Origin of the sequence: Novosphingobium resinovorum, assembly GCF_027922145.1 — a bacterium.
GTDB lineage: Bacteria > Pseudomonadota > Alphaproteobacteria > Sphingomonadales > Sphingomonadaceae > Novosphingobium > Novosphingobium resinovorum.
Window position 1 is genome coordinate 284,829 of sequence record NZ_BSFC01000024.1, and the last position, 18,009, is coordinate 302,837.

Genomic DNA, 18,009 nt, shown 5'->3' on the forward strand with positions numbered 1-18,009 from the left:
TTGCTTTCCAGTGGACACTAACCGGGCCGGGCTTGCCGCTCAAGGGCGAAGAAGGTCCATGACGGCGTCACTAACCGATCATGAACATCCGGTTCCGCGCGTTCCAACCGCAGCCTTAATCCGCTCTTTACCCGTTTGCCGTAAGTTCAAGTTCCAGAAAGCGAAGAGGCGACACGAAGCGACACCACCATGGCGGACCTTGACCAGCGCCTCCTCATGCTCATCGACGATGAGCCGGCCCAGAGCCGCCTGATCTCCGCACTCGCCTCGCGCGAGGGGTGGCGTACCCTGATCGTGCGCGATGCCGAGACGGCGATCGCCACGCTCGGCACCCGGCAGGGCATGCAGCTTTCGGCAATTATCCTCGACCAGTGGGTGCCCGGCGACGACGCCTGCGCGCTGATTTCCGAGCTTAAGGCCCGCCGTCCGGCCCTCCCGATCCTGATGCTGACCGCCAGCACCTCGCCGCTGCTCGCGGTGGAGGCGATGCGCGCGGGGGCGACCGATTACCTCGTCAAGCCGGTCGCCCCCGACCGGTTGATGCACGCCCTGCGCTCTGCGACGACGCGCGAGGCACCGCGCGATGAACTCGCGCCGCTGACGGAAAAGATGCCGTCGAACCCCGATTTCGAATCGATGATCGGCGCCGCGCCCAACTTCCGCAAGGCGCTGGCCGTCGCCGCCAAGGCGGCACGCGGCCATTCCCCGGTGCTGATCGAGGGCGAGAGCGGATCGGGCAAGGAAATGCTCATCCGCGCCATGCATGCCGCCAGCCCGCGTTCGCGCATGCCGCTGCGGATCATCAACATCGGCGGCGTACCAGCCAACTCCATCGAGTCGGTCCTGTTCGGCCATGAAAAGGGCGCCTTCCCCGGCGCGTTCGACCGCCAGATCGGTGCGCTCCAGCATTGCGACGGCGCCACCCTCGCCCTCGACGAGATCGACCGGCTGCCCGAATCGGTACAGGAACGCCTGCTCGAAGCGGTGAAGAAGGGCGACTGTCGCCCGATCGGTGCCCGCCACTCGTTCCGCGTCGATGTCCGCCTGATTGCCGCGAGCAACCTCCCGTTGGCGGACCTTTCCGACCAGGGCCACTTCATGCCCGAACTGCTGACGGCCCTGTCGCCCACCAAAGTGCTGCTGCCACCCCTGCGTGAGCGTACGGGCGATATTCCCGCGCTCACCCGCTTCTTCCTCGCCCGGATAGGCGAGCAGCCGGGGCTTCGCGAACTGGGCATCGCCGACGGCGCGCTCTCGTTGCTCGCCGCCTACGACTGGCCGGGCAACGTGCGTCAGTTGCAGGCGGTACTGTTCCGCGCAGCCGTGTTTTGCGACGGTGATGCGCTGACGTCGGAAGATTTTCCGCAACTTCTCAACATATTGGGCACAGGTTTGTCCACAGCCCCGCAGATGCCGGAGAGCGCCGGCGTTATGCTCTATACCGCCGACGGGAACCTGCGACCGCTGGACGAGATCGAGGCCGACGTCATCCGCCTTGCCATCGGTCTCTACCGTGGCCGCATGACCGAAGTAGCCCGTCGCCTCGGCATCGGGCGCTCCACCCTCTACCGCAAGCTGTCTGAGCTGGGCATCGACAACGCCGCCTGACCCGCCCAGACTTCTCGCACAGGAAAGTGGGAGAGATGAACGTGGATACGATGGAACGCCTCGCCGCGATCGAGGCGATCAGGCAAGTGGAGGCCCGGTATTTTCGCGGCGTGGACGATCGCAATTCTGCGCTCGTCCGCTCGATCCTGGTAGAAGACTGCATGCTCGACTATCGCGGGTGCTGCACCGACCCGGTCAGCGGCATCGACCACTTGCCCGCGATGAACAAGGTAATGGAAAGCCGCTCCAGCTGGCCCGATGCGCCGGCATCAGCCGGACCGGCCATGGTGACCGTCCATCAGGGCCACGACTCCGACATCACGATTGAAAGCGAGACCGCCGCTAGCGGCATATGGGCCTTTACCGATCGCCTGTTCCTGCCGCCGGGAGGCCCTTTTGCACAGTTGACCGGCTGGGGACGCTACCACGAAACTTACGTGCGGGACGACGAGGGCTGGAAGCTGCGCACCACCCGCATCGAACGGCTGCGGGTGGAAGTCGCCTGACGAGATCGACGGATACGAGAACCGGGGCCGCGCCGGACGCGCGGCCCCGATTGATAGTCCGGGGGAGTTGTCGGAAGAACTCAGAGGCCCTCGATCATGACCGACGGGATGCGATAGCCGCGCTTCGCCATTGCCTTGGCATAGGTGCCGCGTTCATGGCGCAGTTCGCTGCCATACTCCTCCCAGGCGTCGCGCTGGTCCTCGATGTCGCTAGCTTTACGCAAATCGGTGGCGAGTTCCTTCTGGGTCTCGTTCACGTTGGCGCGGTAGTTGAACCAGTGCTTGCCCTCGATACCGCCGATGGGAGACTGGATGATCCGGTTCTCCTCGACGCGGGCGACGCGCTCCTCGTACATTGCAGGCACAACAGCCATGGCAGAAACAGGAATGATGGCGAGCGCCACGGCAGCAGCGCGAATGATGGTGGTCTGCTTCATGGGTGAATCCCCTTTGTCGCTTTCCATGCGCGGGGCGGAATTGCCTCACGCTCGACGGGACAAACGGGCCGAAGCGCGATTGGCCTCCGCAGAAGGGACGAAGCGGGCGTTCGGCGCGACGTTTTGCAGTGCAGCAGGCCGTTGTGATAACCCGGTCACACAACTTGCGAAGGTCGTTAATCTGGCGGAAATCTCCGGTTCATCCGGCGTGCAGAAATTGCAGGCTCAGATTGGCAACTGCGAGAAGTCCGTCAGCGCCGCGTCTCGCAGGCCCCGCCAAACGCGCACCGCCTGCACCGTGTCGGACACGTCGTGGACACGCAGGAAATGCGCGCCGGCATCCATCGCCTTCACCGCCAGCGCCACCGAGCCGCCAAGCCGCTGATGCGCCGGAGCCTCGTTGGATAGCGCTCCGATCATGCGCTTGCGGCTCACCCCCACCAGCAACGGCTGGCCGAGCGCGTGGAACAGCGGCAGCGCATTGAACAACGCCAGGTTCTGCGCCAGCGAGAGCCCGAATCCGAAGCCGGGGTCGAGGATAATCCGCTCGCGCGCGATACCCGCGGCAAGGCAGGCATCGCGCCGCGCCTCAAGCCAGTCGAAAACGTCGAGCACCACGTCGTCGAAATCCGCGCCCGAATGCAGGTCGTCGGCCTTGCCCGGTGCATGCATCAGCACAACCGGCGCGCCGGATGATGCCGCCAGTTCCAGGCTGCGCGGATCGTAGCGCAGCGCCGAGACGTCGTTGATGATGTGGGCGCCCGCCGCCAGCGTCGCTTCCATCACTGCCGGGCGCCGGGTATCGACGCTGATCGCGGCGCCCATCGCGGCGAGCCGCTCGACCATCGGCACGACGCGCTTGAGTTCGTCGCCCTCCCATACGGCCGCCGCTCCGGGACGGGTGGATTCTCCGCCAAGATCGACAATCGCCGCGCCCGCCTCCAGCATGGCCGAGGCATGGGCGGCGGCGACTTCGAGATTGTCGAGAAACCTGCCGCCGTCGGAAAAGCTGTCGGGCGTCATGTTGAGGATCCCCATGACTTGCGGCTGCTCGAGCCGGATCATCCGGGCGCCGCACTGGATGGGCGCATGGACCTTGCGCAGATTGGCCCACTGCGTCTCTGCCATGGCGCCGAGGTCGGCGGGGAGCGCGGCCAACGCAGCGAGCATCTGCGAGGCGGACACCCGCTCGCGCGAGATAACTTTGCCGTCTTCCCGCACGATCAGCGCGAAGCGGCTCGCCCAGACCATCGCCCCGCCGAGACGCACGGCCTCGCCCTCCTCGCTCTGCGGGCTGTCGGCGAGGGCGATCGGGCGGATATAGAGCTTGCGGGTCATGACCGCGCCTTAGCGCGGGTCACGACGATAAGGAACCAACTCAGTTCCCGAGTTCGAGGCGCCGTTCCAAACGCTCGACACGCTCTTTCAAAGCGTCCAGCCGTGCCTATCCTCGATCTGCTCTTCATACGCATGAGCGTTATCTCGGCCGATGCGCGCAATCATCGATTCCAGCGAACCGAGACGTGTCATGATCTCCCGGTCGCGCGCACGCGCGACCGATTGTTCGGCCTGAATTTTCTTCAGCGGCTCGAGTAGCAGATTTTCGACGTTCTCGGTCATATCTGGTAGATAGCATCAACCCAGGCGCTGCACCACCTCACGGCTCTGTCGCGAGCAGGTACAGCTGGCGGATCGCGTCGATCGGCTTGATCTGGCCTTCGTGCTCCAGATGCCAATACGTCCAGCCGTTGCACGAGGGCGCGCCCTGCAAATCTTTGCCAACGCCGTGGATCGAGCCGTTGAGGTCGCCCGCCACCAGCGAGCCGTCCGCACGCACCGATGCAACGTGGCGACGCTTCTTGTCGAACAGCTCAGTGCCCGGCTGTATCCAGCCGGTTTCGATCAGCGTGCCGAACGCCACCTTTGGCGCGGTGCGCTTGGATTGCATGGTCTTGAGCGCGCTCTCGTCCAGCGGCAGCGCCATCTCGATGCGCTCCAGCGCGGCTTCGCGGTAGTCGCTCTCGCGCTCGCAGCCGATCCACTCGCGGCCGAGGCGCTTGGCGACGGCGCCGGTGGTGCCGGTGCCGAAGAACGGGTCGAGCACGACGTCGCCCTTGTTGGTCGTCGCCAGCATCACCCGGTAGAGCAGCGCCTCGGGCTTCTGCGTCGGGTGGACCTTGCGGCCGCCCTTCTTCAGACGCTCGGCGCCGTTGCAGATCGGCAGCACCCAGTCGGAGCGCATCTGCAGTTCATCATTGAGCGTCTTCATCGCGCGATAGTTGAAGGTGTACTTCGACTTCTCGCCCATGCTCGCCCAGATCAGGGTCTCGTGCGCATTGGTGAAGCGGGTGCCCTTGAAGTTGGGCATCGGGTTCGCCTTGCGCCACACGATGTCGTTGAGAATCCAGAACCCCATGTCCTGCATGATCGCGCCTAGACGGAAGATGTTGTGGTACGAACCGATCACCCACAGTGAGCCTTCGGGCTTGAGCACGCGGCGCGCTTCAGTCAGCCAGTCGCGGGTGAACTGGTCGTAGGTCGCGAAGCTGGAAAACTTGTCCCAGTCGTTCGTCACCGCGTCGACGTGGCTGCCGTCCGGGCGTGCGAGGTCGCCGCCGAGCTGCAGGTTGTACGGCGGATCGGCGAAGACCATGTCCACCGAAGCGTCGGGAATGGTGCGCATCGCCTTGATGCAGTCCCCGGTCAGGATGCGGCCGAGCGGAAGCAGCTCCTTCGGGGTGGGCGCAGGCGCCCGTGCCCGAATGCGTTCCTTGACCAAGATCTGACCCATGACTGCTCCGATGAGATAAACTGTGGATATGACCCCCTAAGTGATTCATCCGGGACTCGCCGTCAAGCCGCGACTCGTGGTGAATCCTTGTGATTCACGTGTTCAGTCAAGCGGAACAAAACGAATCCAGCACTACATCTTGAGTCGCCGCGAATCGCCATGACTCAAGATGTAGTGGGTGTGACTGACGCGACTCGTGGATAACTTTTTGTCACACCCCGGAATTGATAGTGCAGTTTTATGCAACACCCATCCGATACGTTGCATTTGCAGCAATCGGCCGTGAAGCCCAAATGACCCTCGACGCTGCAGCGCAGCAAGCACATATCCATATAAGGTCGTCAGATGTTTTCGCTTATCTCACTCTACTTCTCGTATCGCCGCGACGTGCTCCTTGCGGAGCGCTACGTCGCCGGTCTGGCCGAGAAACCCGCGCAGGACGCCGCCGTTCCGGAAGCCAGGATCGAGGCACCGAAGTCCGAAGACCTCGCGCTCGCAGCCTAAAGCAGCGTGAGTTGAGCCACTGGCGCGAAGCTGCGCCGGTGATGCGGGGTGGGCCCATGCTCTCGCAGTGCAGCAAGATGCTGCGGCGTGCCGTAACCGGCATTGCGCTCCCACCCGTAATGCGGATGCACCAGCGCAAGATCGCGCATCAGGCGGTCCCGGTGCTCCTTGGCGATGATCGATGCCGCCGAGATACAAGGCTCGATCGCATCCCCGCCGACGATCGCGCGGGCATTCCAGCGCCATTCCTCGCGGCGACCATGCGGCGTCATGTTGCCGTCCACCAGCACCTCGTGCGGCTCCGAGCCCAGCGTAGCACATAGCGCCGCCACCGCGCGCGTCATCGCCAGCATCGTCGCGCCGAAGATGTTGAGGCGATCGATATCCTCCACATCGACCACACCGACCGCCCAGCGGCACCGGCGCTTGATGGTTGCCTCCAGTTCGGAGCGACGCATCGCGGAAAGCTTCTTGGAATCGTCCAGTCCGGAGGGGCGCGGCTTGCAGAGCATGACCGCGCCTGCAACAACCGGCCCTGCAAGCGGGCCGCGACCGGCCTCGTCGACACCGATCACGTAACGTTTCGTTGCCGAAGGCACGCTCGGGGAACTCGTGAAAGGTGCAAGCATTGGGCTCGGCATGTTCGCAAGACGTCTCCTTTTCGCCCTATCGCCGCTGGCGCTGACACTCGCAAGCTGCGGCAATGCCGCCACCGGGGAAAAGGCGCCGGAGGCCGAGGCAGCGGCGCCGTTCAGGATCGAAACCATCGCTCAGTTCGACGAACCCTGGGCGATGGCTTTCGACGAAGGCAGCGGAACGCTCGTCGTCACCGAGAAGAAAGGCACGATCCGCATCCGCACGCCGGACGGCCGGATCGGCGAGGTCAGCGGCATGCCCAAGGTCGACTACGGCGGCCAAGGCGGCCTCGGCGACTTCATCTTCGCTCCGGGCCAGGCGGGAACCGCGCTCGACCGACGCGTGGTCTATCTCAGCTGGGCAGAGTCCGGATCGGGCGACACGCGCGGCGCGGCGGTTGGCAAGGCGAACCTCGTCTGCAGCACACCTACGCAGTGCGCGCTGGAAAACCTCGCGGTGATCTGGCGCCAGACGCCCAAGGTGCCCGGAACCGGGCATTATTCGCACCGATTGCGCTTCTCGCCCGACGGCAAGTACCTTTTCGTCGCCTCGGGTGAGCGGCAGAAATTCACGCCTGCGCAGGATCTCGGCACCAATCTCGGCAAGGTCGTACGACTGCTGCCGGACGGCACCCCTGCCCCCGGCAATCCCTGGGCGGACAAGCCTGCGCCGACCAACCAGATCTGGTCCTACGGTCATCGCAACATCCTGGGCCTCGCTTTCGACGCGAAAGGTCAGCTATGGGATCTCGAACATGGCCCGGCAGGCGGTGACGAACTGAACCTCGTCAAGCCGGGCGCCAATTACGGCTGGCCGCTGGTTTCGGACGGCGACCATTATGACGGCCGCCCGATCCCGCGCCATTCCACCCGTCCCGATCTCGCGAAGCCGGCCATCAGTTGGAACCCCGTCATCGCGCCGGGCGACTTCATCTTCTACAGCGGCGATCTTTTCCCCGCGTGGAAGGATCAGGCGATCATCGCTGGCCTTGCAGCGGGCGTGGTCCGCGTATCAATCAACGGCGACAACGCCACCGAGGAGGCCCGCTACCCCATGGACAACCGCATTCGCGAAGTGCGGCAGGGACCGGACGACGCGATCTGGCTCCTGGAGGACGGCGAAGGGCCGGAAAGCGGCCACCTGCTTCGCCTCACTCCCGCGTCCGGAAATGCAAATTGAATCGACAAATCGGCGCGCCACTCCTATCGCGCGCGCGCCATGACAGAGATCCAGTCCGAAGCCGCCACGATCATTCCCCTCGACAACGTCGATCCCGTACTCGTCGAGGACCTGCTTGATGCGGCCTTCGAGCCAGCGCGCCACAAGCGCACCGCCTACAAGATCCGCGAAGGTACGGACTGGCTGCCTGCTCTCAGTTTCGCCGCACTCGATGCCAATGAGATGCTGGTCGGGACGATCCAGTGTTGGCCGGTCGCGCTCAATACGCCGGAGGGTCGCCCTTTCCCTATGATCATGGTCGGTCCGGTCGCCGTAATGCCCGGTCATCAGGGCATGGGCTATGGGCAGGCGTTGATGTCGACCAGCATGGCCAGCATCGACGACCGCGCGCCGCTGCCACAGGTCATGATCGGCGATCCCGAGTATTACGGCCGCTTCTGGGGCTTTTCCAACGAGGGCACCGAGGGCTGGGATCTGCCCGGCCCGTTCGAGCGCCGCCGTCTGCTGGTACGTTGCGCCAACATCGCGGTACTTCCGGAGCGCGGTATGCTGGGGCCGTGGCTGCGCTGAAGCACCGCTTGCCGCACCGCTAACCACACTGGACCTTGGCGCGCGAGACCCTATCTGGCATCGCGAGACGATGCCTTACGAACCGCCCCCCGAACTTGCTGCGCTGAGCCTCGACCAAGTGGCCGGGCTTGTCGCCGCGCGCAAACTTCCACCGGTCGATCAGTGGTCGATTGCCGAGACTGGCGCCGAAACCGGCGACAGCGAGATGCGCATCGCCGCCGATGGGCGCTGGTTCCATCAGGATGGCGAGATCCGCCGCCCGGCCATGGTGCGCGCCTTCGCTTCGCTGCTGACTTCCGATGAAGAAGGGCGGCACTGGCTGGTCACGCCCGCCCAGAAACTCTCGATCGCGGTCGAGGATGCAGCATTCATCGCCGTCGACGTCAAGCGTGATGCCGACACTCTCGTCTTCCGGCTCAATACCGACGATCTGGTCATGGCCGGGCCCGAGCATCCGGTCACCGTCGAAGGCAATGCCGAGACGCCGGCTATCTACGTCGCCGTCCGTCACGGCACCCGCGCCCGCCTCAACCGCAGCACTTACGCGCAACTGATCGAGATCGCCCTGGAAAGCGACGATCTTTCCGTGACCAGCCAGGGCGCCCGCTTCTCGCTGGTTCCCGCATGAGCTCACTCTTCGACCAGGTTTCGCGCCGCCTGAAGGCGGGTCACGCCGCCACGCCGCCGCGTCTGTGGAGCGATCCGCGCATCCACGACATTGCCAGCTTCAAGCCTGCAGCCGTGCTCGTCGCCATCACCGAGCGCGAGCGCCCCGGCATGCTATTGCTGCACCGTCCGTCCACCATGCGCGCACACCCCGGCCAGATCGCCTTTCCCGGCGGCCGCCTCGACCCAGGCGAGGACGCGGTCGAAGCAGCCCTGCGCGAAGCGAACGAGGAACTCGGCATCCGCATGGGCGACGTGCGCGTCATCGGCACCAGCGACGTCTACCGCACCGGCAGCGGGTACGAGATCACGCCCGTCGTCGGCATCGTTCCGCCAGACCTCGAAATCCGGCCCAATCCCGCCGAAGTGGCACAGTGGTTCGAAGTGCCAGTCGACTTCGTGCTCGACCCCGCCAACCAGGCTACCCGCAACATCGAGTTTGAAGGCCGACGCCACAGCTTCATCGAGATCGTCTGGAACGACTGCCGCCAGGACCACGTCATCTGGGGCGTCACCGGCGCGATCCTCCACAACCTTGCCGGTCGCCTGAACTGGCTCGAAAGACAATCGAATGCCTGAGATTCTAAATGCGCCCTGGATGCACCGCGAAGACCTCGCCGGGCTCGTCGCCGTGCTGGGAGAAGGCAATGCCCGCTATGTCGGCGGAGTCGTGCGCGATACATTGCTGGGTCTGTCGGTCAAGGACGTCGACATGGCGACGGTGCTCTTGCCCGAAGCGGTGATCGAGCGGCTGAATGCCGCCGGCATCCGCAACGTCCCCACCGGTATCGAGCACGGCACCGTCACTGCCGTTCTTCCCCTCGGCCCGGTGGAAATCACCACCCTGCGCCACGACGTCTCCACCGACGGACGCCGCGCGACGGTCGCCTTCGCGCAGGACTGGCGCGAGGATGCGGCACGTCGCGACTTCACGATCAATGCGCTCTACGCCGATCCGCGCAGCGGCGAGGTCCACGACTGGTTCGACGGCCTCACCGACCTATCGATCCGCCGCGTCCGCTTCATCGGCGACGCGCGCGAGCGCATCCGCGAGGATCACTTACGCATCTTGCGCTATTTCCGCTTTCAGGCTCGCTTCGGCTCCACGCCCGCCGATGCCGAGGCGGAAGCCGCCTGTTCGGAACTGGCCGCGACGCTCAAGGGCCTCTCGCGCGAGCGGGTCGGCATGGAGACGATGAACCTGCTCGGCCTCCCCGACCCGGCGCCGACCGTGCAGCGGATGTACGAACTCGGCGTGCTTCAGGTCATCCTGCCCGAAGCCGATCCTGAAGCCCTTGCCGCGCTTGTCGCGGTCGAGCGGGCGCAAGGCATCGCACCCGAGGCGATCCGTCGGCTGGCGGCGCTGCTGCCCGCGCAACCGGCATTGGCCGAACATGTCGCCGCGCGCTTTCGCCTCTCCGCAGCCCAGAAGAAGCGCCTTTCGCTTGCCGCCGCGCGCGAAGCATCACCTTCTGAACCGCGTGCTCTCGCCTACCGCCTGGGCCGCGAGGCAGCGCTCGATCGATTGCTGATCGCCGGGGCGGACGTATCCCCGCTCACGGGTTGGGACGTGCCGACGATGCCGCTCAAGGGCGGCCAGATCGTCGCGCGCGGGGTAGGCGCGGGGCCTGACGTGGCGCGCATCCTGCGCCGGGTCGAGGATCGCTGGATCGCCGAGGGCTTCCCCGAGGGTGAGCGCGTCGATGCGCTGCTCGACCAAGTCCTGGCGGAACCGCGAGCGTGAACCTTCCTGATCTCGTCAGCTTCCTGATCGGGCAGCCGCTGCTTTCGTTGACGATCGCGGCGATCCTGCTGGCAGTGGCAGCCGGGATGGTCGCTGCGGGTAATCCCCGCCTCGGGCACGTGATGCGCAACTGCGCTTATCTCGGCCTGATCGCCGCCCTGCTGCTGACCGTGGCCGAACTGGCCGGACACAACGGGCGGTCGGAGGCGGCGCTCTGGCTGGACGCCACCCGCCCGGCCGAGATCGTGGGCAAAGAAACCGTCATCGCCATGCGCGCTGACGGGCATTTCTGGGTCGAGGCGCAACTGAACGGCGAGCCGGTCGAATTCCTGATCGACACCGGCGCGACTTACACCGGCATCTCGCAGCGCGTGGCCGATCGGGTCGGTATCCAGCCCGATCCCGAGGATCGTGGCATGATACTCGAAACCGCCAACGGCTCGATCGTCGCGCGGCGGGGTACGGCCGACGTCCTGCGTTTCGGCGGCATCGAAGCGAACGCCCTGACGGTTGCCATCGGCCCCGACACCGAAGTCGACACCAACGTCATCGGCATGAATCTGCTGTCGCAGCTGGCCGCGTGGCGGGTTGAGGGTCGGCGGCTCATCCTGACGCCAAAACCGAAGTGACAGTCAGCGTCGCGAAAGCCGCCGTGTGATAGAGCTGCCGTAATGGACATTGCCGAAATCCTGAAATTCCTTGCCGGACAGCCGTTGCTGGCGCTCGCCTTTGCAGGCATCGTCGCAAGCGTAGTCGGGGGAATGCTGCGACGCGCGCTTCCGTTGCTGGGCGGCTTGCTGCGCGGGGTGGGCAATCTCGGCCTGCTGGCCGCGATGCTGCTGACGATCGCTCAGGTGACACGCCTGACCACGGGTGCAGACTTCGCGCTGCCCCAACTCGGCATCGAGCGCCAGAACGTCGCGGGCGGGGAGACGCGCGTGCCGATGCAGCCGGACGGTCACTTCTGGATCAGCGCTACCGTCAACGGCGTGAAGCGCGATTTCCTGGTCGATACCGGCGCCACGCTGACCGCGATATCCCCCGCGACGGCGCAGGAGGCGGGGCTGAAGGCCAATCCGCTCAACCGCTCGGTGCTGATGCGCACGGCCAATGGCACGGTGGAAGCGCAACTGGCGGTGATCGACGAGTTGCGGATGGGCAATGTCGTTGCGCGCGAGATCGATGCAGTGGTCGCGCCGGGGCTCGGCGACGCCAATGTCATCGGCATGAACCTGCTGTCGCGGCTCGCCAGTTGGCGGGTGGAGGGCAGGACGCTGATCCTGGTGCCGCATCATCCGCAAGCGGAGAAAACCGAGGCCTGAGCTCCTCCTCGCTGCGACTAACTCCGACAGCGAGTTTATCCTCGTCATCCCCGCGGAGGCGGGGACCCATCTGATGTCGGCGCAATCGGCACTGTAAGGAGATGGGTTCCCGCTTTCGCGGGAATGACGACCTGTTTTCAAATCATGCCCAGCTCTACGACTACCCTTGGAACTTGTTGTCCCGCGGGAACCCGTTCGGCGGCAAGCGCCCGGCCGCACCGCGCGCGACCTTCCAGAGCGCCATGTCCTTCTCGGTGCGCGTACGGCCGCTTTCGCCGCCCATCGTCCAAGAGAGCCCATCCTCCAGCTTGAGCGTCGTTACATCGGCCATGCCGCCATCGCGGTAGCGCTGGAGAGTGACCCCCTGCCCCTTTGCCATGACCGGCAATTCCTCAAGGCTGAAGATCACCAACTTGCGGTTGTCGCCGACAACTGCGACGTGATCGTGCTCGGCCGGAATCTCGCGCACGGTCGTCAGCGTGACGCCGGGCTTGGTAGACATGACCGCGCGACCCTTGCGGGTTTCGGCGAGCAGTTCGTCCATCTCCGCCGCGAAGCCGCGTCCGATGTTGGAAGCCAGCAGCAGTTGCGCCTTGGGCTTGTAGACGATCGCCTCGATGATATGCGCCTCGGCATCGATATCGACCATCGTGCGGATCGGCTCGCCGAAGCCGCGCGCTCCGGGCAGCTTGTCGGCGCCGAGCGTGTAGAAACGGCCGTTGTCCAGCGCGATCAGGATCTTGTCGGTGGTCTGCGCATGGAACGCGAAGGCCGGGCCATCACCCTCCTTGAACTTGAAGTCGCCATCCAGAGCCACATGGCCCCTTGCCGCCCTGATCCAGCCACGCGCGGAAAGGATCACCGTGACCGGCTCCTTCTCGATCATCGCGTCCATGGAGAACTCGACGGTCTTGGTCGCCTGCGCGATCGTGGTGCGGCGACGGCCAAGCGCGGTGTCCTCGGCATAGTCCTTGCGCAAGTTGGTGAGGTCGCGCTTGATGCGGGTGCGCTGGCGGGCCGGGCTTTCGAGCAGCTTGTTGAGGTCGTCCTGCTCCTTCAGCAGTTCCTCGTGCTCCTTGCGCAGTTCCATCTCTTCCAGCTTGCGCAAGCTGCGCAGACGCATGTTGAGGATGGCTTCGGCCTGGCGGTCGGTCAGTTCGAACTCGGCGATCATCACCGGCTTGGGCTCGTCCTCGGTGCGGATGATCTCAATGATCCGGTCGAGATTGAGGTAGGCGATGATGTAGCCCGCGACCAGTTCGAGGCGCGAGGCGATCTTCTCCAGCCGGTGCCGGGTGCGGCGCAGCAGGATGTCGATCTGGCTATAGACCCACTCCGACAGCAGCAGCTTGAGCCCCAGAACGCCCGGTGTGCGGTGAGAATCGAGCACGTTGAGGTTGAGACTGAACCGGCTTTCAAGGTCGGTCAGCTTGTAAAGGCTTTCCTTCAGCAATTCCGGATCGACGTTGCGGCTCTTGGGCACCAGGACGAGGCGGATTTCCTCGTCACTCTCGTCGCGGATGTCCTCGAGGATAGGCAGCTTGCGGTCGCCGATCAGTGCGGCGATCTGCTCGATCAGCTTGCCCTTCGGCAGCATGTAGGGAATTTCGGTGACCACCAGTTGCCACTGGCCCGAACCCAGCTTTTCGATGCCGGTCTCTTCCCACGCTCCGTCCGCACCGCGTCCGGTCGAGAAACGCGCCCGCACGCGAAAACCGCCCTTGCCGGTCTCGTAAGCATGGCTGATCGCCTCGGGGCTGTCGACTACGAGGCCGCCGGTCGCGAAGTCGGGGCCTTTGAAGACCTCCATCAACTGTGCGTGCTCGGCATGGGGATTGTCGATCAGCAGCAGCGTGGCGTCGATGATCTCGGCGACGTTGTGGCTGGGAATCGAGGTCGCCATGCCCACCGCGATGCCGGTGGCGCCGTTCGCCAGCAGGTTCGGGAAGATGCCGGGGAAGATGTCCGGCTCGCTCTCCTCGCCGTTGTAGGTGGGGATGAAATCGACGGTGCCCTCGTCCAGCCCGGCCATGAGCTGGATCGCGGTCTTGGTCAGGCGCGCTTCGGTGTAGCGGTAGGCGGCCGCGTTATCGCCGTCGATGTTGCCGAAGTTGCCCTGCCCCTGCACCAGCGGATAGCGCAGCGAGAAGTCCTGCGCGAGGCGCACCATCGCGTCATAGACCGAGGCGTCGCCGTGCGGGTGGTACTTGCCGATGACGTCGCCGACGACGCGGGCGGACTTCTTGTAGGCGCTGGCCGGGTCCAGCTTGAGCTGGCGCATCGCCCAGAGCAGGCGGCGGTGGACGGGCTTGAGGCCGTCGCGCAAGTCCGGCAGCGAGCGCGCGGTGATGGTCGACAGCGCATAGACGAGATAGCGCTCGGACAGCGCCGCATCGAAGGGCGCATCGACGATGGCGTCGAAGGGATCGGATTCGTCGTCTGTCGTGGTCACCATGGTGGCGGGACCCTAGCAGCGCCCTGCCCGGGGCCAAAGCCGATTTCAGCCGTTTTCCAGAACTTGCGACTGCGATAGCTTCGAACGCGAATCGCGGGAGTTTCAAGAGGATGAAGATGCATCATTCGTTGCTGCTGCCGATCCTGCTCGCCACCGCGCTTTCCGGCTGCGGCAGCGAGCCTGCTTCCGAACAGCAGGCGACCACCGTGGACATCCGCGAGGAGCCGCCGAAGGCCGGACAGAGAGCGGAGGGCAAGAAGTCCGAAGCGATCTCCGTCAGCGCACCCAACGCCCCTCGCATCGCCTATATCTATGAGTACGGCTACCGCCTGCCCGCCGATCGCATCGCCGAGGTGCAGCGCAAGCAGGCTGACATGTGCGAGCGAATGGGACCGACGCAGTGCCAGATCCTCGACATGAAACAGGGCAGCGCGGAGGGGAACTACGCTTCAGGCTCGCTGTCGCTGGCAGTCGCCGCACCACGTGCACGCGCCTTCGGAGCGGAACTCGGCCGGGTCGCGGGGAGCGCCGGTGGCTCGCAGGCGTCCGGCGGCATCTCGGGCGAGGACCTGTCGAAGCAGATGGTCGATACCGAAGCGCGGCTTCGCGCCCGCACCGTGCTGCGCGACCGGCTGATGGAAGTGCTCGCCACGCGCAAGGGCACCGTCGCCGAACTGGTCGAGGCCGAGCGCGGCGTCGCGCAAGTGAACGAGGAAATCGACCAGGCGCGCAGTTGGCTGGCGGAAATGCAGAACCGCGTGAACTTCAGCCGCGTGAACCTGACTTACGAAGCGGGATCGCCCGCTAGTGGCGGCTTCCTCGCGCCGATCCGGGGAGCGCTGGGCAGCGTCGGCTCGGTACTAGGCACGATCGTCGCCATGCTGATCATGCTGGGCGCAGTTACGATTCCGCTGGGTCTCGTCGGCCTCGCCATTCGCTGGGCGGTGCTGCGCTGGCGGGGGCGCTCTTCGGCCGAGTGATGAGGGTCAGCCGATCTGCATGTCCCTGACGACGCCGGGGATGCGTACCGCGATGCCGTTCAACGCATCCGTCAGCTGGATCTGGCAGGAGAGCCGGCTGGTGCGCGTCACCCCTGCGGCGAGGTCGAGCATGTCCTCCTCGTCGTCCGAAGCCGGGATCAGCTTGTCGAACCAGTCGGGCGAAATGATGACGTGGCAGGTCGAGCAGGCCATCTGCCCCTCGCACGTTCCTTCGAGCGGCATCCCGGCGTTCTGAGCCACTTCCAGCAGGCGCGATCCCGGCTCGGCCTGCGCCGAGACCCGCGATCCGTCGATATTCACAAACAGGACATCAACCAAGTTATACTCCCTGCGCCGCCGCAGCGGCTTCTATTCTGGCGCAGGCATCCTCAATTTCCCTTAGTTCACTATATCGCCCGAATCCCAGACGGATAGAGCTTTTGGCATCTCTATCCGAAAGACCCAGTGCCTGCAGTACGTGGCTCGGTCTACCCGATCCGCTGGCGCAGGCCGATCCTGCCGAAAAGGCGAGGTCGCGCAGGTCCGACATCAGCCGCGCGACGTCCAGTCCGTCGAGGCGCACGTTGAGATTGCCGTGCCAGCGCTGCGTCGTCGATCCGTTAAGTGTCCAGCGCGAAAGGATTTCCCTCGCCCGCTCCCACAAACCGGCAACGTGAACGGCATCCTCCTCCATGCGTTCTTTCGCCAGCTTAGCGGCGGCGCCGAAGCCTGCGCAGAGCATCGGGCTCAACGTTCCCGAGCGCAATCCCTGCTCCTGCGCGCCGCCCCGGATCAGCGGTTTGAGGTCGAGCCCATCACGCAGCCACAGCGCGCCGATGCCCTTCGGACCGTGGAATTTATGGGCACTCAACGCTACCATAGCGGCACCCAGCGGCACCCTGACCTTGCCAACGCCCTGCACCGCGTCGCACAGGAACAGCGCACCGGCAGCCTGCGCCCGCTCGGCGAGACGGTCGACCGGCTGGACGGTTCCGATCTCGTTGTTGACCTGCATCACCGCGACGAGATCGGCATTTCCGATTCCCGCCTCGCCATCGACGAGGCCCTCGCCATCGACCGGCAGCACGGTCAGGTCGGCATCGACGCTGCGCGCGGTATCGAGCACCGCCGCATGCTCGATCGCCGAAACCGCGAGGCGGCTTGCACCGCTGCCGAGGATTGCAAGGTTGATCGCCTCGGTCGCCCCCGAGGTGAAGATCACCCTGCCGCCCGGCGGCATCAGCGCGGCGACTTGCGCGCGGGCCACCTCGACGGCGGCGGCAGCAGCCCGGCCCGGGCGATGAGGGCTATGCGGGTTGGCGAAACCTCCCGCGCCGCGCTCCCACTCCGGTCCGGCCAGCCAGGGCAGCATCGCCTCGCGCGCTTCGGGGGCGAGCGGCGTGGTCGCCTGATAATCGAGGTAGATCATGCGTTCACCTCGGCCCAGGCCTGTGCGAAGGCGTCCAGTTCGTCGGGCGTCGTGCTCCAGCCCAGCGAGATGCGGACCGTGCGCTTTGCCGTATCGGGATCGATACCGAAGCCCTGCAGCACCCGGCTCTGCTTGAGCGTGCCCGACGAACAGGCGCTTCCGGCCGAGATCGCGAAACCCTTGGCGTCCATGCGGATCAGCATGGCCGTCGCCGACATCTTCGGCGCGGCAACGGCGAAGATGTGCGAGCATTGCACGCCGGGCTGGATCACTTCACCATGCTCGGACAGTCGGTTCCTGAAATCGAAGCGCTGCTCCGCGCTGGTGGCCCAGCTTTCGACGCCGCACGCCTCCAGCGCCGCCGCGAAACCCAGCGCGCCCGGCAGGTTCTCGGTCCCCGCACGGTAGCCACGCTCCTGACCGCCACTGGGCTCGATCATCGCGAAGTCGCGCACCAGCAGCGCGCCGATGCCGATCGGGCCGCCCAGCTTGTGCGCCGAAAGCACCACCATGTCGGCATCGGGCAAAGCGGACTTCCCCGCCGACTGCGAACAATCGGCAAGGAACAGGCCACCACTCTCACGCACCTGCTGCACCAATGGATTGTCCGCATAGGACAGCAGCGCCGTCCCCGTCTCGGAATTGACCGATTGAACCGCGACCACCGCCCGTCCGGCCCCGGCAAGCGCAGCGGCAAGCGCCTCGCGATCCACCTCGCCCTCGCGGACGGGAATGACCTGCGCATCCGGCGCCGCGCGGAATACCGCATCATGCTCCACCGCCGAGACCAGACGCCGCTCCGCCTTGGCCCGGCCGAGACCCAGCGCCAGCGCCTCGCTGGCACCCGAAGTGAAGATCACCTCGCCCTGCCAGTCCAGCGCCGCCTTAACCCGCGCGCGGGCATCCTCCAGCGCCGCGCGGGCACCGCGACCGGCCGCGTGGGGGCTCGACGGATTGGCCCAGATCGCCGCTCCCTCCAGCCAGGCGTCGCGTGCACAGGGCATCATCGGCGTGGTCGCCGCGTGGTCGAGATAGATGTTCGGGAGGGCCATTGCCTGAGACATTGCTTGCGAAGTTGTTTTTGGGACGAATATTTCTATATAGCCAACCTTCCTCTTTTCCACTCCCGCGACGGATCGCTGCACAGCGACTCGCGGGAGTTTCAACAAGTCAGGCCGCAAA

General features: G+C 65.4%; 20 protein-coding genes. 11 read left to right on the top strand and 9 right to left on the bottom strand.

Annotation, left to right across the window (positions count from 1 at the left end):
* The first annotated feature begins 189 nt into the window (after positions 1-189).
* Positions 190-1,608: a sigma-54-dependent transcriptional regulator gene (locus PKE80_RS16300; protein ID WP_271183399.1), complete on the top strand. Its 1,419-nt coding sequence runs from the start codon at positions 190-192 to the stop codon at positions 1,606-1,608.
* A gap of 35 nt (positions 1,609-1,643) precedes the next feature.
* A complete protein-coding gene (locus PKE80_RS16305) occupies positions 1,644-2,114 on the top strand; it encodes a nuclear transport factor 2 family protein (RefSeq protein WP_271183400.1) in 471 nt (156 codons plus the stop codon).
* 80 nt (positions 2,115-2,194) lie between these two features.
* On the opposite strand, the gene PKE80_RS16310 is transcribed toward PKE80_RS16305, so the two are convergent.
* The 4 genes from PKE80_RS16310 to PKE80_RS16325 all read right to left on the bottom strand — a co-directional run bounded on the left by PKE80_RS16310 (position 2,195) and on the right by PKE80_RS16325 (position 5,342).
* Positions 2,195-2,551, bottom strand: a complete 357-nt coding sequence (locus tag PKE80_RS16310; protein WP_271183401.1) for a hypothetical protein — start codon at positions 2,549-2,551, stop codon at positions 2,195-2,197.
* Between the two features lie 225 nt (positions 2,552-2,776).
* Entirely contained in the window at positions 2,777-3,889 is a 1,113-nt protein-coding gene (gene folP, locus PKE80_RS16315) for a dihydropteroate synthase (RefSeq protein WP_271183402.1), read from the bottom strand.
* 87 nt (positions 3,890-3,976) lie between these two features.
* The gene (locus PKE80_RS16320; RefSeq protein WP_271183403.1) at positions 3,977-4,171 is read right to left on the bottom strand and encodes a hypothetical protein; all 195 of its coding nucleotides are present in this window, start codon (positions 4,169-4,171) and stop codon (positions 3,977-3,979) included.
* Between the two features lie 37 nt (positions 4,172-4,208).
* The gene (locus PKE80_RS16325) at positions 4,209-5,342 is read right to left on the bottom strand and encodes a site-specific DNA-methyltransferase (RefSeq protein ID WP_271183404.1); all 1,134 of its coding nucleotides are present in this window, start codon (positions 5,340-5,342) and stop codon (positions 4,209-4,211) included.
* Positions 5,343-5,687: 345 nt separating this feature from the next.
* Here PKE80_RS16325 and PKE80_RS16330 point away from each other — a divergent pair, with 345 nt between their 5' ends.
* Positions 5,688-5,846 (top strand): hypothetical protein, encoded by a 159-nt coding sequence (locus PKE80_RS16330; protein ID WP_155986203.1) that lies wholly within the window; start codon positions 5,688-5,690, stop codon positions 5,844-5,846.
* Here the strand turns inward: PKE80_RS16330 and rnhB are convergent.
* Positions 5,843-6,475: a ribonuclease HII gene (rnhB, locus tag PKE80_RS16335; RefSeq protein WP_370424095.1), complete on the bottom strand. Its 633-nt coding sequence runs from the start codon at positions 6,473-6,475 to the stop codon at positions 5,843-5,845. The two genes, PKE80_RS16330 and rnhB, sit on opposite strands and share 4 nt — an antisense overlap.
* Before the next feature lie 10 nt (positions 6,476-6,485).
* On the opposite strand from rnhB, the gene PKE80_RS16340 reads away from it, so the two are divergent.
* The 7 genes from PKE80_RS16340 to PKE80_RS16370 all read left to right on the top strand — a co-directional run bounded on the left by PKE80_RS16340 (position 6,486) and on the right by PKE80_RS16370 (position 11,963).
* On the top strand, positions 6,486-7,661 hold the full coding sequence (locus PKE80_RS16340; protein ID WP_271183406.1) for a PQQ-dependent sugar dehydrogenase: 1,176 nt from the start codon (positions 6,486-6,488) through the stop codon (positions 7,659-7,661).
* Positions 7,662-7,700: 39 nt separating this feature from the next.
* Positions 7,701-8,231 (top strand): GNAT family N-acetyltransferase, encoded by a 531-nt coding sequence (locus PKE80_RS16345; protein WP_271183407.1) that lies wholly within the window; start codon positions 7,701-7,703, stop codon positions 8,229-8,231.
* Positions 8,232-8,301: 70 nt separating this feature from the next.
* Positions 8,302-8,859 (top strand): DUF1285 domain-containing protein, encoded by a 558-nt coding sequence (locus PKE80_RS16350; protein WP_271183408.1) that lies wholly within the window; start codon positions 8,302-8,304, stop codon positions 8,857-8,859.
* Entirely contained in the window at positions 8,856-9,476 is a 621-nt protein-coding gene (locus PKE80_RS16355) for a CoA pyrophosphatase (protein WP_271183409.1), read from the top strand. Before PKE80_RS16350 ends, PKE80_RS16355 begins: the two co-directional genes overlap by 4 nt.
* The gene (locus PKE80_RS16360) at positions 9,469-10,641 is read left to right on the top strand and encodes a CCA tRNA nucleotidyltransferase (protein WP_271183410.1); all 1,173 of its coding nucleotides are present in this window, start codon (positions 9,469-9,471) and stop codon (positions 10,639-10,641) included. Before PKE80_RS16355 ends, PKE80_RS16360 begins: the two co-directional genes overlap by 8 nt.
* Positions 10,638-11,270, top strand: coding sequence for a retropepsin-like aspartic protease family protein (locus PKE80_RS16365; RefSeq protein ID WP_271183411.1), 633 nt, complete (start codon positions 10,638-10,640; stop codon positions 11,268-11,270). Before PKE80_RS16360 ends, PKE80_RS16365 begins: the two co-directional genes overlap by 4 nt.
* 42 nt (positions 11,271-11,312) lie before the next feature.
* Complete coding sequence (locus PKE80_RS16370; protein WP_271183412.1) at positions 11,313-11,963, top strand: retropepsin-like aspartic protease family protein; 651 nt, start codon at positions 11,313-11,315, stop codon at positions 11,961-11,963.
* Between the two features lie 160 nt (positions 11,964-12,123).
* Here the strand turns inward: PKE80_RS16370 and parC are convergent, their stop codons facing one another.
* Positions 12,124-14,418, bottom strand: coding sequence for a DNA topoisomerase IV subunit A (parC, locus tag PKE80_RS16375; RefSeq protein WP_271183413.1), 2,295 nt, complete (start codon positions 14,416-14,418; stop codon positions 12,124-12,126).
* A 110-nt stretch (positions 14,419-14,528) separates the two neighbouring features.
* Between parC and PKE80_RS16380 the strand changes: the two genes are divergently transcribed.
* Positions 14,529-15,398: a DUF4349 domain-containing protein gene (locus PKE80_RS16380; RefSeq protein WP_271183414.1), complete on the top strand. Its 870-nt coding sequence runs from the start codon at positions 14,529-14,531 to the stop codon at positions 15,396-15,398.
* Positions 15,399-15,404: 6 nt separating this feature from the next.
* Here the strand turns inward: PKE80_RS16380 and PKE80_RS16385 are convergent, their stop codons facing one another.
* Genes PKE80_RS16385 through PKE80_RS16395 form a run of 3 tightly spaced genes read right to left on the bottom strand, consistent with a single transcriptional unit; the run spans position 15,405 to position 17,879 of the window.
* Positions 15,405-15,737 (bottom strand): 2Fe-2S iron-sulfur cluster-binding protein, encoded by a 333-nt coding sequence (locus PKE80_RS16385; protein ID WP_271183415.1) that lies wholly within the window; start codon positions 15,735-15,737, stop codon positions 15,405-15,407.
* Between the two features lies 1 nt (position 15,738).
* Positions 15,739-16,827 carry a cysteine desulfurase family protein gene (locus PKE80_RS16390; protein WP_271183416.1) on the bottom strand — a complete coding sequence of 363 codons (1,089 nt, stop codon included), beginning with the start codon at positions 16,825-16,827 and terminating at the stop codon, positions 15,739-15,741.
* Positions 16,824-17,879: a cysteine desulfurase family protein gene (locus PKE80_RS16395; RefSeq protein ID WP_271183527.1), complete on the bottom strand. Its 1,056-nt coding sequence runs from the start codon at positions 17,877-17,879 to the stop codon at positions 16,824-16,826. Before PKE80_RS16395 ends, PKE80_RS16390 begins: the two co-directional genes overlap by 4 nt.
* Positions 17,880-18,009: the final 130 nt, after the last annotated feature.

Bases quoted from the DNA above. Each gene is read 5' to 3' on its own strand.
- PKE80_RS16320 (WP_271183403.1), bottom strand. From the start codon at position 4,171: ATGACCGAGAACGTCGAAAATCTGCTACTCGAGCCGCTGAAGAAAATT.
- PKE80_RS16380 (WP_271183414.1), top strand. From the start codon at position 14,529: ATGAAGATGCATCATTCGTTGCTGCTGCCGATCCTGCTCGCCACCGCG.
- PKE80_RS16325 (WP_271183404.1), bottom strand. From the start codon at position 5,342: ATGGGTCAGATCTTGGTCAAGGAACGCATTCGGGCACGGGCGCCTGCG.
- PKE80_RS16355 (WP_271183409.1), top strand. From the start codon at position 8,856: ATGAGCTCACTCTTCGACCAGGTTTCGCGCCGCCTGAAGGCGGGTCAC.
- PKE80_RS16395 (WP_271183527.1), bottom strand. From the start codon at position 17,879: ATGGCCCTCCCGAACATCTATCTCGACCACGCGGCGACCACGCCGATG.
- PKE80_RS16310 (WP_271183401.1), bottom strand. From the start codon at position 2,551: ATGAAGCAGACCACCATCATTCGCGCTGCTGCCGTGGCGCTCGCCATC.
- PKE80_RS16390 (WP_271183416.1), bottom strand. From the start codon at position 16,827: ATGATCTACCTCGATTATCAGGCGACCACGCCGCTCGCCCCCGAAGCG.
- folP (WP_271183402.1), bottom strand. From the start codon at position 3,889: ATGACCCGCAAGCTCTATATCCGCCCGATCGCCCTCGCCGACAGCCCG.
- PKE80_RS16340 (WP_271183406.1), top strand. From the start codon at position 6,486: ATGTTCGCAAGACGTCTCCTTTTCGCCCTATCGCCGCTGGCGCTGACA.
- PKE80_RS16350 (WP_271183408.1), top strand. From the start codon at position 8,302: ATGCCTTACGAACCGCCCCCCGAACTTGCTGCGCTGAGCCTCGACCAA.
- PKE80_RS16305 (WP_271183400.1), top strand. From the start codon at position 1,644: ATGAACGTGGATACGATGGAACGCCTCGCCGCGATCGAGGCGATCAGG.
- PKE80_RS16300 (WP_271183399.1), top strand. From the start codon at position 190: ATGGCGGACCTTGACCAGCGCCTCCTCATGCTCATCGACGATGAGCCG.
- PKE80_RS16360 (WP_271183410.1), top strand. From the start codon at position 9,469: ATGCCTGAGATTCTAAATGCGCCCTGGATGCACCGCGAAGACCTCGCC.
- rnhB (WP_370424095.1), bottom strand. From the start codon at position 6,475: ATGCTTGCACCTTTCACGAGTTCCCCGAGCGTGCCTTCGGCAACGAAA.
- parC (WP_271183413.1), bottom strand. From the start codon at position 14,418: ATGGTGACCACGACAGACGACGAATCCGATCCCTTCGACGCCATCGTC.
- PKE80_RS16330 (WP_155986203.1), top strand. From the start codon at position 5,688: ATGTTTTCGCTTATCTCACTCTACTTCTCGTATCGCCGCGACGTGCTC.
- PKE80_RS16370 (WP_271183412.1), top strand. From the start codon at position 11,313: ATGGACATTGCCGAAATCCTGAAATTCCTTGCCGGACAGCCGTTGCTG.
- PKE80_RS16345 (WP_271183407.1), top strand. From the start codon at position 7,701: ATGACAGAGATCCAGTCCGAAGCCGCCACGATCATTCCCCTCGACAAC.